The organism is Chryseobacterium sp. CCNWLW53 (assembly GCF_037083525.1).
GTDB lineage: Bacteria > Bacteroidota > Bacteroidia > Flavobacteriales > Weeksellaceae > Chryseobacterium > Chryseobacterium lathyri.
This window is the reverse complement of record NZ_JBAOJR010000006.1, coordinates 150,129-163,887: the sequence shown is the minus strand read 5'-3', so window position 1 is coordinate 163,887 and position 13,759 is coordinate 150,129. Positions and strand designations below refer to the sequence as shown.

General features: G+C 37.0%; 17 protein-coding genes and 1 riboswitch. Of the genes, 12 read left to right on the top strand and 5 right to left on the bottom strand.

What is annotated here, in order from left to right:
* The first annotated feature begins 7 nt into the window (after window positions 1–7).
* The 9 genes from V6R96_RS19255 (at window position 8) to V6R96_RS19215 (ending at window position 6,746) form a co-directional block, all read left to right on the top strand.
* Entirely contained in the window at window positions 8–577 is a 570-nt protein-coding gene (locus tag V6R96_RS19255) for a hypothetical protein (RefSeq protein WP_111957776.1), read from the top strand.
* A 4-nt stretch (window positions 578–581) separates the two neighbouring features.
* Window positions 582–1,313, top strand: a complete 732-nt coding sequence (gene ubiE, locus V6R96_RS19250) for a bifunctional demethylmenaquinone methyltransferase/2-methoxy-6-polyprenyl-1,4-benzoquinol methylase UbiE (protein WP_111957775.1) — start codon at window positions 582–584, stop codon at window positions 1,311–1,313.
* A gap of 3 nt (window positions 1,314–1,316) precedes the next feature.
* On the top strand, window positions 1,317–2,099 hold the full coding sequence (locus V6R96_RS19245) for a porin family protein (protein ID WP_111957773.1): 783 nt from the start codon (window positions 1,317–1,319) through the stop codon (window positions 2,097–2,099).
* 140 nt (window positions 2,100–2,239) lie between these two features.
* Window positions 2,240–2,542 carry a hypothetical protein gene (locus tag V6R96_RS19240; RefSeq protein WP_111957771.1) on the top strand — a complete coding sequence of 101 codons (303 nt, stop codon included), beginning with the start codon at window positions 2,240–2,242 and terminating at the stop codon, window positions 2,540–2,542.
* Complete coding sequence (locus tag V6R96_RS19235) at window positions 2,542–2,829, top strand: cell division protein ZapA (protein WP_111957769.1); 288 nt, start codon at window positions 2,542–2,544, stop codon at window positions 2,827–2,829. Before V6R96_RS19240 ends, V6R96_RS19235 begins: the two co-directional genes overlap by 1 nt.
* A 228-nt stretch (window positions 2,830–3,057) precedes the next feature.
* Window positions 3,058–4,626 carry a ribonuclease Y gene (rny, locus tag V6R96_RS19230; protein ID WP_111957767.1) on the top strand — a complete coding sequence of 523 codons (1,569 nt, stop codon included), beginning with the start codon at window positions 3,058–3,060 and terminating at the stop codon, window positions 4,624–4,626.
* 73 nt (window positions 4,627–4,699) lie between these two features.
* Window positions 4,700–5,941 carry an MFS transporter gene (locus V6R96_RS19225; protein ID WP_111957765.1) on the top strand — a complete coding sequence of 414 codons (1,242 nt, stop codon included), beginning with the start codon at window positions 4,700–4,702 and terminating at the stop codon, window positions 5,939–5,941.
* 144 nt (window positions 5,942–6,085) lie between these two features.
* Window positions 6,086–6,271: a hypothetical protein gene (locus V6R96_RS19220; protein WP_111957763.1), complete on the top strand. Its 186-nt coding sequence runs from the start codon at window positions 6,086–6,088 to the stop codon at window positions 6,269–6,271.
* A 304-nt stretch (window positions 6,272–6,575) separates the two neighbouring features.
* Window positions 6,576–6,746, top strand: coding sequence for a hypothetical protein (locus tag V6R96_RS19215; protein ID WP_167409428.1), 171 nt, complete (start codon window positions 6,576–6,578; stop codon window positions 6,744–6,746).
* A gap of 292 nt (window positions 6,747–7,038) precedes the next feature.
* Here V6R96_RS19215 and V6R96_RS19210 read toward each other — a convergent pair whose 3' ends face one another.
* The 5 genes from V6R96_RS19210 to V6R96_RS19190 form a co-directional block, all read right to left on the bottom strand.
* Window positions 7,039–7,974, bottom strand: coding sequence for a YeiH family protein (locus tag V6R96_RS19210; RefSeq protein ID WP_111957916.1), 936 nt, complete (start codon window positions 7,972–7,974; stop codon window positions 7,039–7,041).
* A gap of 391 nt (window positions 7,975–8,365) precedes the next feature.
* Window positions 8,366–9,244, bottom strand: coding sequence for a LysR family transcriptional regulator (locus tag V6R96_RS19205; protein ID WP_336379899.1), 879 nt, complete (start codon window positions 9,242–9,244; stop codon window positions 8,366–8,368).
* A 134-nt stretch (window positions 9,245–9,378) separates the two neighbouring features.
* Complete coding sequence (locus tag V6R96_RS19200; RefSeq protein WP_336379900.1) at window positions 9,379–10,683, bottom strand: voltage-gated chloride channel family protein; 1,305 nt, start codon at window positions 10,681–10,683, stop codon at window positions 9,379–9,381.
* A 31-nt stretch (window positions 10,684–10,714) separates the two neighbouring features.
* A riboswitch (Fluoride riboswitch) is annotated at window positions 10,715–10,782 on the bottom strand.
* 18 nt (window positions 10,783–10,800) lie between these two features.
* Window positions 10,801–11,664 (bottom strand): sugar phosphate isomerase/epimerase, encoded by an 864-nt coding sequence (locus V6R96_RS19195; RefSeq protein ID WP_336379901.1) that lies wholly within the window; start codon window positions 11,662–11,664, stop codon window positions 10,801–10,803.
* A 2-nt stretch (window positions 11,665–11,666) separates the two neighbouring features.
* Window positions 11,667–12,134, bottom strand: a complete 468-nt coding sequence (locus tag V6R96_RS19190) for an acyl-CoA thioesterase (protein ID WP_111957755.1) — start codon at window positions 12,132–12,134, stop codon at window positions 11,667–11,669.
* 121 nt (window positions 12,135–12,255) lie between these two features.
* Between V6R96_RS19190 and V6R96_RS19185 the strand changes: the two genes are divergently transcribed.
* The 3 genes from V6R96_RS19185 to V6R96_RS19175 are packed head-to-tail and all read left to right on the top strand — an operon-like array spanning window position 12,256 to window position 13,753.
* Window positions 12,256–12,606 carry an ArsC/Spx/MgsR family protein gene (locus V6R96_RS19185; protein ID WP_336379902.1) on the top strand — a complete coding sequence of 117 codons (351 nt, stop codon included), beginning with the start codon at window positions 12,256–12,258 and terminating at the stop codon, window positions 12,604–12,606.
* A gap of 51 nt (window positions 12,607–12,657) precedes the next feature.
* Window positions 12,658–13,221, top strand: a complete 564-nt coding sequence (locus tag V6R96_RS19180) for a Crp/Fnr family transcriptional regulator (protein WP_336379903.1) — start codon at window positions 12,658–12,660, stop codon at window positions 13,219–13,221.
* 52 nt (window positions 13,222–13,273) lie between these two features.
* Window positions 13,274–13,753, top strand: coding sequence for a hypothetical protein (locus tag V6R96_RS19175; protein ID WP_336379904.1), 480 nt, complete (start codon window positions 13,274–13,276; stop codon window positions 13,751–13,753).
* Window positions 13,754–13,759: the final 6 nt, after the last annotated feature.

The following is a 13,759-nucleotide window of genomic DNA, read 5'->3' as shown; positions in this document are numbered from 1 at the left end:
CAATCGTATGAAAAACAACTCGTCCTTAAAAGGCTTACTTATTGCAGCTGTGGTGTTTATCGTTGCCTTTGGGGTCTACTTCTTTTTTTTAGCCAAGAAAAATTATTTTGTGGTAGACAACCCTACACCCAATACCTACTATTTTAAGATCAATAACGGTTCCGAAGGGGTTATTTCTGCGGGTCAGTATGTACATGTGGACATAAAAAAAGGAAAAAATTCTATCAAAGTTTTCGACCAGAACAGGAAAATGCTGTATGATTCTGCATTTGAAGTAAATAAAATCCGTGGACTGATCAATATTGCTCATCAGGATTATTATATTAATGATCAATATTATGGGTACAATCTTAAAAAAGATTCATTACTTTTGGCCCTGGACAAAATCACAATTGACGGAAAAGCTTATTTCGGAGGAGCAAGGCACTTCAATAAGCTTTATACTGAAGATTTTTATTACAATGTAGACGAAGATTACGATAAGGTAATCAAGAACATCCAAAAGGTGGAATCGAGATCAAAGATCTTCAGAAAGCAGGATTTCCTAAATTATTACAAAGAATATTACAAGTTTTAAAGTTTTGACAAAAGATATTACCAAAGTTACTCCCTACAATTCTGAGGCTACCAAGAAAAGCCAGGTAGAGGATATGTTCGACAATATTGCACCGAAGTATGACCTTCTGAATCGTGTTTTATCAATGAAAATTGATATCATATGGAGAAATACATTGGTGAAAATGATGAAAAAAGACAATCCGAAAGAAGTGCTGGATGTGGCTACAGGAACGGGAGATTTAGCAATTACGATTGAAAAAGGAACCGATGCAAAAGTAATTGGTTTGGATTTATCACAACAAATGCTGAATGTTGGCGTTATTAAAATAAAAAAACTTAAATTAGACGGCAAAATTTCCATGCAAAAAGGAGATGCAGAAAATTTGCCTTTCGAGGACAATAGATTCGATGCTGTTTCCGTTGCATTTGGAGTGAGGAATTTTGAAAACCTTACCAAAGGTTTGGCAGAATTAAGAAGAGTAGTTAAAGATAACAAAAGTGTTTATATACTGGAGTTTTCAAAGGTTGAGGGGTTCTTAGGGCCATTTTATATGTTTTATTTTAAAAATATATTACCTGCCATTGGCAGACTGGTTTCCAAAGATAATAGGGCATATACATACCTTCCGGATTCTGTAAATGCTTTTCCTTTCGGGGAAAAGATGAAACAAATTCTTTTAGATACAGGATTTAAGAAAGTAGAATATAAAAAATTAAGTTTAGGTATAGCCACAATTTATAAAGCAACAAAGTAACCTATGAATAAATTTCTATTAAGAGCACTGGTTTTAGCCTCAGTTAATATTGCAGTTTTTGCAGATGCGCAATTCAGAACCCGAAACAGAATGGATAAGTTGGAAGACTTTGACGAGCAGAAATTCAGTTGGGGTTTTTATTTGAACGGCAACAGGCTAGACTACCGTATCGTCCTACATCCAAGATATGGTGCGGAAGGTAATCAGAATCTTGTTAAATCTAAAGAAAGCTACAGTTTCGGGGCCGGTTTGATCGCCAAATGGAGACTGAATGATTATCTGGATTTAAGATTGGAACCAGGCTTGCAATTTGCTCAAAGGCAGTTGACTTTCAATACCCAGTCCAATGACCAGTATGCTGCTGGAACATTAACGAATCCACCTTTTACTCCAATTCCTTTAACAGAAAAAGACAAAGTAAGAGAGATTAAATCTACATTGGTAGACGTTCCTGTACTATTGGAACTTCACGGCAACAGATGGTACAATTCCAGACCCTATATTGCAGCAGGGGTAAACTATGTGGTGAATCTTCAGTCCAATTCGGATTCTGAAGATGACAACATGCAGCAGGTTTTCAGATCTACAACGCATAACTTTGCGTGGTCTGCAGAAATGGGAATCCAGTTTTATTTCAACAAATTTAAACTGACTCCGGCTATCAGAGGAACATTCTTCATGAATAACGAGAAAGTGGCAGATAATGCAACAACGCCTCCATACTGGGCAACTGCAATGTCTACACTTCAGACAAGAGCTGTAATGTTTGTTCTGAAATTCGAATAAGAAAATATACATTAGAAATACAAAGGAGGTGCTGGTGCATCTCCTTTTTTTCGTGTCCAATCAAAATATAGAGACTTTTATTTTTGTTACTGTTATTATTTTTTTACTTTTGCTATTAGTTAGAATATAGAAAACCTGAAATGCTTCAAGATTTAGAAAATAATTTTTCAGAATTAGAGAAAAAGATTTTGCTTTTACAAAAGAACTATAAAAATCTTACTGAAAGACTATCTGAATTAACTGTTGAGCATGAAGAGCTGAAAACGAAATATGATGAGGAAAGAAGAAGAAATCAGGTATTAGCAGAAGAACAAAAAAATATAAAACTTTATTCAGCAATATCAGGAAATCCTGAACACAACAGATTAATGAAAAACCATATCAACAGATTGGTAAAAGAAATTGATTTCTGTATTGCGCAGCTTCAAAACAGTGGATTATAATGGATGTAAGAAGAATAACCATCAACATTGCAGGAAGGGTGTATCCGCTGAACGTACCGGCCGCAGAGGAAGAAACTCTGCGTAAAGTAGGAAAGCAGATTGAAAGTATGATTAAAGATTTTGAACAGAACTTCGATGTAAGAGATAAACAGGATGCTTTGGCTATGTGTGCCCTGAAACTGGGAACCAACGCTGAAGTAGTTTCTCTTAACTACGAAAAAAATATAAATTCTACCAACGAAAGATTAGTGCAGATTAATCAGTCGTTGAATGAAATTGGGAAATAGATTTTTTTCCCATCAGACTGCCTACAATAATTCTAACACATTTAAGGTAAACTCAACGCTAAACAATTACCGAGCAAATGTCCGCTGAATGGCGTGCCGGGTCTCCCGGATTACAGACAGAGGAAATCAGTTCAAATCGTGTTGATTAGGAGTTTACTCTCAATCCCTGAATTGTTGTAGGTTTTTTTTATTTAATAAGTGTAAGACAATTAAAACTCAATATATATTATGACAACAGCCATTATAGTCGGCGTTATTTGCTTAGTTGTAGGAGCAGTGATAGGGATTCTTTTCTCTAAGAGCTCGCTGAATACCAAAGCAAAATTTATTGTAGATGATGCAAAGAAAAATGCCGAAAACCTTATAGAAAAAGCAAATGTTCAAGCTGAATCCATAAAGAAAGAAAAGAATCTACAGGCCAAAGAAAAATTTTTGGAACTGAAATCCCAGCATGATGCGGATATCCAATCCCGCGAGAAAAAAATGCAGGAGATTGAAAAGAGAATTAAAGACAAGGAACACAAGCTTAATGATGAGCTTAGCAAGACCGGAAAACTTGAAAAGGACCTGGACAAGCAAATTGCAGATTACGCTAAGAAAAACGAGATCTTAGACAGAAAACAGCAGGAACTGGATGTGGCTACTACTAAGAAAGTAGAGATTCTTGAAAAAATCGCCAATTATACGGCAGAAGAAGCTAAAGCAGAATTGGTGGAAACCATGAAGGCAGAAGCTAAAACAAGAGCTCAGGCGCACGTTCAGGGCATCATGGAAGAAGCACAATTAAATGCTAAGAACGAAGCCAGAAAAATTGTTATCCAGACGATCCAGAGAATCGGAACCGAGCAGGCGATCGAAAATTCAGTATCAGTTTTCAATATTGAATCAGATGAAGTAAAAGGAAGAATCATTGGTAGAGAAGGTAGAAACATCCGTGCCTTAGAAGCTGTGACGGGGGTTGAAATTATCGTTGATGATACTCCTGAAGCTATTCTTCTTTCATGCTTTGACCCGGTAAGAAGAGAAATTGCAAGACTGTCCCTTCACAGATTGGTAACGGATGGAAGAATTCACCCGGCAAGAATCGAAGAAGTAGTAGAAAAGACAAGAAAACAGATTGAAGAAGAAATTATTGAAGTAGGAAAAAGAACAATCATTGATCTTGGAATCCATGGATTGCACCCGGAACTGATCAAGATTGTAGGTAGAATGAAATACCGTTCTTCTTACGGACAAAACCTTTTACAGCACTCAAGAGAAGTAGCAAATATTGCTGCAACAATGGCTGCAGAATTAGGATTAAATGTAAAATTAGCCAAAAGAGCAGGTCTTTTACACGATATCGGTAAAGTGCCTGAGCAGGAGTCTGAACTTCCTCACGCTTTATTAGGAATGCAGTGGGCTGAAAAATATGGTGAAAATGCAGAAGTTGTTAATGCAATCGGAGCTCACCACGACGAAATTGAAATGAAGTCACTGTTATCACCGATCATCCAGGTGGCCGATGCCATCTCAGGAGCAAGACCGGGAGCAAGAAGACAGGTACTTGAATCTTATATTCAGAGACTGAAAGATCTTGAATCTGCAGCACTTAGCTTCGATGGCGTATCAAGCGCTTACGCGATCCAGGCTGGTAGAGAACTGAGAGTAATGGTAGAAAGTGGAAAAGTAAGTGATGAAGTAGCCAATCAGCTATCTTATGACATCTCTGAAAAGATCCAGAATGAACTGACGTATCCGGGACAGGTAAAAGTAACGGTAATCAGAGAAACAAGAGCTGTGAATATTGCAAGATAATAGCAGGATCAAGATATTTAATAAAAACCTTTCAAGAGATTGAAAGGTTTTTTATTTTTATCAAAACTTAAAAATGCAAGAACTGTCTTTGTCTTCAAAACTGAAGTACATCTTTTCAATCCCCGTTATTATTTCAGCCTTAGGCTATTTTGTAGATATCTATGATCTGCTGTTATTCGGTATCGTAAGAATTCCGAGTTTAAAAGCTTTAGGCCTGAATCCCGATGCCGACGGAACCTTTATACTGAACTGCCAGATGGTAGGACTTCTTATCGGTGGGGTTTTCTGGGGAATTTTTGGAGATAAAAAAGGAAGACTGTCCGTACTTTTCGGGTCTATCTTAGTATACTCTCTTGCCAATATCGCATGTGGATTTTTGCCCTATTTTCCCAAAGAGCATTTGGTATACCAATATGCGGGTTTAAGATTTATCGCGGGAATAGGGCTGGCAGGAGAGCTTGGAGCCGGAATTACCCTGGTTTCTGAAAGCTTACCAAAGAGCCTGCGGGCGATAGGGACTTCAGTAGTAGCCGGTTTCGGATTAATGGGAGCTGTAGTGGCTCAGCTTACTGTAGAACTGGCCGGGGGATGGAATATTTCATACATTATCGGCGGAATTATGGGTATCATGTTGTTGATTTTAAGAGTAAGCGTTTCAGAGTCAGGAATTTATAAAAATATAGAGCATAAAAGCGTTTCCAAAGGAAATTTTCTTTCCTTCTTTACCAATAAAGAGCGTTTGACCAGATATCTCAAATGCATAGCAGTAGGTCTGCCTACATGGTATTGTATAGGCATTCTGGCAGTTTTAGCCAATCAATTTGCCCCTGAATTAGGAATAAAGGATTTGAACCCGGGAAAAGCTATTATGTGGGCCTATGTAGGTATTTCTGTTGGTGATCTGATGAGCGGTTTTATTTCCCATGCATTGAAATCCCGGAAAATGGCTATTTTTTATATGCTGTTGTTTACCATAATAGGAGTGGCGATCATGTTGTTTGGAAATACCAATACAGAAACAAAATACTATATGTTCTGTGTCTGGTTAGGTCTAGGTACAGGTTATTGGGCTATGTTTGTGACCCTTGCCGCAGAACAGTTCGGGACCAATATCAGGAATACGGCAACCACTACTGTTCCCAATATGGTAAGAGGTCTGGTGCCTGTAATGATCCTTGCATTTGATCTGCTGAAAAATAATTTTACTGTCATTATAAGTGCAGCAATTGTAGGAATTGTTGTATTCGGACTGGCTTTTTATTCCTCGCTGACCATATCAGAAACGCATGATAAAGACCTGGAATTTATTGAATAATATAACAGTTTTAACAAAAATTGTCTTTTTTTAAGTGCAATGAAATAAATAAATTAACATTTTATTGTGTTTTAAATAATCATTAATTGTTTACTTTTGAAAGTAAAGGAATTTAATTCTATTGTTTAATTAAAATCAAACATCATGTCACACGAAATTTTTAAAAAAGCAAAAAAGTTAAGAAAAGATGACCTTAAAAACATTATAGGCGGAGTTGGCGGAGTAATCACTCCGGATCTTTCACAATGTGGCTGTAGCTGTACAGGTGCAGTGACAGGTCCGTCTTATTGTGTAAAGTATAAAAAATGTCTGCAGGTAATCACCTGTTAATAAAACATTTCAGTAAAACCTTTCGATCAATTGAAAGGTTTTATTTATTAACGCTTAAGAATTCCCAAAACAAAAGTTCTGTTGTCATTCTCTTGAACAGTTGTATGGCAGGTTGAAAGAACCGGATAATAAATTGTTTAATAAATGGTAACCGGTATTATTCCGCTTATAACGTAATAAAAGTAATGAAATCAAGACATTATTAAAATTTTAATTAAATTATGTTGCGAATAATTAATATTTGTTTAACTTTGGAAAGTAACTAAACTATATCGTTTAATCCCAAATCAAATCATTCGACACTATGAAAAATGCTAAGAAATTAAAAAAAGCAGATCTAAAGAACATTATTGGAGGAATCAGTGGAAACCCTGATTTATCACTTTGCGGATGCAGCTGCTCAGGTTCTGTAACCGGGCCTTGGTACTGTGTACAGTATATAGGATGCCCGCAGGTTTATAACTGTCTTGATTAAGCCAGTTTAAGACTTATTTCAGTAAGAAATAAACATTTCCACATTTAATATGCAAAAGCCTTTTGGACCTTCCAAAAGGTTTTTGTTATTTAAAAATTAAGTGAATGTGACTCAGAAACATTTAACTTTAGTGAAAGTTCCACTCTGAACTTTTATGCATTTGTTTCAAAACGGAAAAACTACAAAAATTTCTATCAGTTAAGATATTTAAAGTTTTTCACACTTAATAATACTCATAAACATCTGTGAAATCCATGGTTAAAAATAATAAACCAAAAAAAACTAAAAAAAATCAGCTGATAATGTAAAGCAAGCTTCCCACACTTATAACAATCCATAAGATAACAGCTGCAGCCAACGGCTTAATCCCTATTGTTTTTAAAGTCCGGATCGACAGAGTAGAACCGATAAAAAATAAAGTAAGATTCAGTCCAGATTTTGCCACAGCAGTTACAGAACCACTGAAAAGATCAAAAACCGGAAAATAAGTATTCAATAGTATAGCAAGAATGAACCAGCCTATAAACCACGGGATTTTTACCTTTGATTCTTTGTTTTTAAAAATAAACATTGTAATCACTGAAACCGGGATGATCCATAAAGCACGTGCTAGCTTTACCGTTGTCGCGATTTTTAAAGCTTCATTTCCATACTTTCCGGCAGCTCCTACCACAGAGCTGGTATCATGGATCCCTATGGCGCACCAGAGTCCGAACTGTTCCTGCGAAAGTTGCAGCAGATGCCCAATTGCAGGATAAATAAATAAAGCCACTGAATTCAATGTAAAAATAATGGCAAGTCCCAAAGAAATTTCTTTTGTGCTGGGCTTTATGATAGGAGAAACAGCTGCAATGGCACTTCCGCCACAAATAGCTGTTCCTGCAGAGATCAGGTAGGAAAGTTTTTTCTCAAGCTTGAATACTTTTCCCAGAACATATCCAAGAATCATCACTGTGAGAATGCTCACAACCGTCAAAAAGAATCCTGTTTTTCCTGCCTGAAGCGCTTCATCCAGCTTAAGTCCGAAACCCAGTCCAACAATGGAAATCTGAAGAAGCAGATGAATATATTTGTGCAGATGCTGCTCAAACGGATTCCCTATAAAAATAGCAAGACCAAAGCCTAAGGCCAGAGCTATGGGAGAAGAAATTAGTGGAGTAAGGCATATAACAGCAAGCAGAATAAAAACAGCTTTTCGTATTCTTTCATTTTGGAAAAAGTCTTTCATAAAATAAGTTTTGAAATCAGACTCCAAAATTCCGGAATATAGTATTACAAAATAAATCGTATTTTATTATAGTGGATAACTTTTAGTTATGTTTTAAATAGAAGAATTTGAGAGTAATAGGGTTGTGAGTCCTAGAGTTTTTAGGGTAAATGAGTTGAGAAGTGTTGTCAGTTGCTGGTTGCTGGTTCGTGGTAGTTAAGTTAACGAGTTATTATCTGATATCTAGCATCTTGATTCTTGGTTCTTGGCTCTTAATTCTTTTCTACAAACATAAATTTCACCACTCACTTGCGAAGCAAAATTCATCTTTGACATCTATCCCGTCTAAAATCCAAATAAAGACCGTAGTTTAAACTGCCATCTCTAATCCCTAAAACCTGCCATCTGCTCCCTAACTCCTTACAAATCTCAGAAAAAGCTTAATCATTTCAGACTGATCCCCTTTCGGAAGAATGAAATGAAAATTCCTCTCAATGCTGAAGTTTTTAATATCAACAATAGTCAGGCTATTGTTCTTTAATTCATTCAAAATAGTGCTGATGGAGAGGAATGCCATACAATCTGAGTGTAAAAGGTAATTCTTGATGCTCTCACTGCTTCCCAGCTGCATGACGGTATTCAGCTTTTCGATGTTGATTCCTTTTTCCTTTAAGCGGTTTTGGATGAATTCCTGGGTGCCGGAGCCCTGTTCCCGGAAGATCAGATTCAGATCATAAAGCTCTTTTAAACTTAAGGTTTTATGGGCCCATGGATGTTCTGTTTTTGCTGTGAGAACAATTTCATCAGCCTTAAAAATTTTATAATCAAAAAAGGATGACTGGGATTCCCCTTCGATAATTCCCAGGTCGATCTTTCCTTCCTTCAGAAGTTCGGAAATAATCTCCGTATTATGAGCAATCAGTTCAATCTTAATATCCTTATAATAAGAGTTGAATTTGGCCAGTATTTCAGGTAAAACATACTGTGCAACGCTGGTGCTGGCTCCAATAATCAGTTTTCCCTTATGTTGTTCATTGATTTGACTGATTTCAAATTCCAGATCACGATACATATTCCGGATCTTTTCTGCATATTCATATAAAATTTTTCCACTTTGGGTAAGCTGTACCGAAGTTCCTTTCCTGTCAAACAGTTTGGTGCCCATCTGACTTTCAATTTCTTTGATATGCTTGGTAACGGCCGGCTGTGAAATATGAAGTTCCTCAGAAGCTTTAGTAAAACTCAGTCTGGATGCGGCTGTATGAAAAACTTTTAATCTGTAGTCAAACATTTTTATTGTGAACTTGTAATAACAAACTTAGTAAAATTATGCGGGGTTTTAAGGTTGAGAGTTTGAGTGTTTTGCTGAGAACTTTTAATAGAAGCAAACCCTCTAACACGTTTACGCTAAAACTCCCAAACTTTTCATAAATCTGAAATATACCTGTCCCGGTCGCTTTCATACCGTCTGTTCTTTGCTTCTCCGATTTTCTGCTTTGTATAAATGCTGTGGTGCCCGGAAAACAGATAAGAAACAACACAGGCAATAGCTATATAAACACCGCTTTCTGCTCCGAATAGCTCGATTCCCATCAGCATAGAGGCCAGTGGAGTATTGGTTGCTCCAGAGAACACAGCGACAAAACCCATTCCGGCCAGAAGACCAAACGGTAATGGAATAAACAGGGAGAGAGCACTTCCGAGAGTTGCACCGATAAAGAATAGAGGAGTTACTTCACCACCTTTAAACCCTGCTGAAAGGGTAACAATAGTAAAGATCACTTTTAAAGCAAAATCATAGAACGGAAGCGGTTTTTCGAAAGATTCAACAATGACAGGGATTCCTAATCCGATATATTTTGTGGTTCCCATGGCAAAAACAGCCAAAGCAACAATAATTCCCCCAACTACAGGACGGAATGGCGGATATTTGATCTTAGATTTAAAAAAGGAACCCGCCCAATGGAGGATTCTGCTAAAGCCTGCAGAACAGATCCCGAAGGCAATTCCGGCTAAAATACTATACAAAACAGGTAAGAATTCCATTTTCGGAATGAGATCTATATGATAATGAGTATGCTTTACATTCCAAAGATTGGTAATCAGGTCTGCAAGAATTGCTGATGCAAAAGCCGGGAAAATAGCGTTATACCGTATTCTTCCGATCAGGAAAACTTCAAGCCCGAAAACTGCACCAGCCAAAGGGGTTCCGAAAATAGACCCGAAACCTGCTGCAATTGCGGCAATGAGAAGAATTTTTCGTTCACTTTTGTCAAGCTTAAAAGGTTTACTGAGCTGGTCTGCCATAGCTCCCGCCATCTGAAGGGCAGTTCCTTCCCGGCCGGCAGAACCCCCGAAGAAATGCGTAACCATGGTTCCCAGATATACAAAAGGAGCCATTTTAAACGGAATAATCTCTTTCGGATCATGAATATTGCCAATCAGCAAATTGTTTCCTGCTTCTACATCCTTGCCGTAGTAATAATAAAGGAGGCCAATAAGAAGACCGGCAACTGGAAGCAGGGCAATGAGCCAGATGTGATTTTCCCTGAAGTTCGTAGCCCATTCCAGAGACTGCAAAAATCCAGCAGAAGCTGTTCCCACTAAAGCACCAATAATAATACTGATGCAAAGCCATTTTGAAATATAGGGCAAGGCAGGATACCGTCTGAAAAAGTATTGAATATTAAAAATTACTTTTCTATGTAGTTTTGTTTGTGATTTTGACATAATTATCCTGATCAGTTATTGGTTAATAATCTCTTAATCAGGCGTCATCAGCTTCTGTAAAGCGGTTGGGTAAGGAAGAGCACCATTTCCTTTTGTTATGCAAATATAAGTATTATTTCAAAAAAAGTTATTTTCAAGAATATATTTTTTGCTTATCCGGATGCTTTCGAAAATATCTTTATCGCTGGAATCCTGTTCAAGGAACCAATGTTTCAAGCCTGCTTTTTCTTTCGCACTGAAAATCTTTTTGAAATCAATAAGTCCGTTTCCGATTTCTGTAAAATCTTTTGTACCGGCTTTCATGTCTTTCACATGCCATAGGGGAAAACGACCGGGATATTTTTCAAAATAAACCAGCGGATCAAGTCCGGCCTTTGAAATCCAGTATAAATCCATTTCCATTTTAACCAGGTCTGAAGAAGTGTTTTCCAGAATAAAATCATACACACTTTTATCATCTTCCAGTTTTTCAAATTCAAAATCATGGTTATGATAAGCAAACTGAATTCCTGCTTTTTGAGTTGCTTCGCCACATTTTTCAAATAACTCAGGAAGCTTTTTATAGTTTTCAACAGTTCTTTCTTCAGGAAAAAGATAAGAGCATACCATATATTCAGCACCAATAAAATGCAGATCCTCCACAGCTTTCTCCCAGCTGTACAATAAGGTTCCCCGGTCTTTATGGATAATTCCAGTGGTATGGTGCGAACTGATGACTTTTAAGCCGGTTTGTTTAAGAATAGTCTGAAACTCAGTTCTGCTTTTTCCAAAGAATGTACCATTGTATCCATAAATTTCCAGTTCTGTAAAACCTAAAGCAACAAGTTTTTCCAATGCTTTTTCAAGATTATCCGAAACAGCGTCCCGGATGGTATAAAGCTGAATGGCTAACGGTTTTTTACGGCTAATTTTGGAAATTCCACAGAAATATAAGCCCAGAAACCCTAATGACGAAAGTGTAATGAAATCTTTTCTTTGCATAGTTATAAAAAAGGTTTCATTTCATCCTCAATCTGAGTTCTAAGGTTCATCAGGCGTTTTGCATACTCTTCCTGCTGTTTTTCCTCTTCCGTTTCAGGAACCCATGCCGGGACAGGAAGCTTTTTACCGTTTTCATCTACTGCCACAAAAACAATAATACAGTGCGTCTTCTTATCAAACGTAGGCTGCTTTAAGTTCCTTGAGAAAACATTGATTGAAATATGCATGCTCGATTTTCCGGTATAAATAACCTGTGCGTCAACTTTGACCACTTCCCCGATCTTGATAGGCTCATAGAAACGGATCCCGCCCACATAAACCGTTACGGAGTAATTTCCGCTCCATGTCGTGGCGCAGGCATAACCTGCCTGATCAATCCATTTCATAACGCTTCCTCCATGTACATTTCCTCCATAATTCACATCCGAAGGTTCTGAAATAAACTGAAAAGTAATAGGCTTGTTCTGCATCTTTATAAAATTTGAATAAAGTTATTTAATAATTTCCAGAATTTTAGATTAAATCCTACTTTTGGAAGGTAAAACTTCAATGAAGAAGGAAATTTAACCCATAACAGATTTAAAAGTAACAATGAAGAAAGTATTTTATCTCAATACATGTGATACATGCAGAAAAATTTTAGCACAGTTCGATCTTAAAGACTGGGAACTCCGTGAAATCAAAAAAGAACCGGTTACCAAAGAAGAACTGGCTGCTATGTATAAAAAAACAAAATCTTACGAAGCCTTGTTCAGTAAGAAATCCACACAGATCAAACTAAGAGGCCTGGATGCAAAATCTCTTGAAGAAAAAGACTTCAAAGACTTATTGCTTGACCATTATACATTTTTGAAGCGTCCCGTTTTTCTTACCGACAATGAAATTTTTGTAGGGAACGACAAGAAAAATGTTGAGGCTTTGAAGGAATTTTTTGAAGCGTAATTGAACAAGGAGTTGATTTATAATTAGGTATTTTCTTATGTTTGTTTTGCTATGGAACAGATCCGAACCTATTTTGAGCAATCAGTTACAATGTCTGACCGGGATTGGCAAATGTTTTCATCGAAACTTGAAAGACAGAAGTTTTCCAGGAAAGATCATCTTATCACTGCCGGAAAAAAAGAAAACTACCTTTCTTTTATAGAAAAAGGCAGTGTAAGATTTTATATTGCCGGTGAAGATGATTTTACTTTCTCATTCTCATTTGCAGGTGAATTTGTAAGTGCTTATGATTCTTTTCTTACACAAAAACACTGCAGTTACTATATTCAGGCGCTTGAAGAAACTGTCCTTTGGCGCATTTCCTATCAGGATCTCAATATAATTTATGATGAAACTGAAGTAGGAGACAGAATTGGAAGGCTTGCCGGTGAAGGTCTTTATCTTGATATTTTTAAAAGAGAAATATCCCTGTTAACGAAAACAGCAGAAGAAAGATATCTGGCTTTATTTTCGGAGCGTCCTCATATTCTAAAATATATACCGTTGAAATATATCGCCTCATATATCGGAATTACACCCCAGGCACTGAGCAGAATCAGACGCAAGATTTCTTAACCTAGGTTCATTGCTTTGTAAAAGGAGATGGTAGAACTTTGCATAAAAAAAAATGCCTGAAGCTATTTTACCTATTGTCCTGATCATTTCTATGATCATTTTTAAACTGATTCGTAAAGAGTATGAATATGCTCTTTCAGCACGGATTGCTATGGCATTGATGCTTGTGGCAACCGGAATTGCTCATTTTGTGTACAGCAAAGGAATGACTTTAATGATTCCAGCATTCATACCCTGCAGAGAGGAACTGGTTTGGGTAACCGGTATTTTTGAAATTGTATTGGCGGTTGCAATACTGATTCCAAGGTTTCAAAAAACGGCTGGATGGATGCTGATCTTATTTTTTGTCTTGATCCTACCAGCTAATGTATATGCTGCTTTTGAGCATGTTAATATGAAAACTGCTGATTTTACGGGAAATGGAACCAGCTATCTATGGTACAGGATTCCTTTACAGCTGTTTTTTATTGTCTGGGTATATTTTTCATGCATTCGGATTCCGGACAAAATAAAGCCTGTCATTGATTTGTAGAAGCAG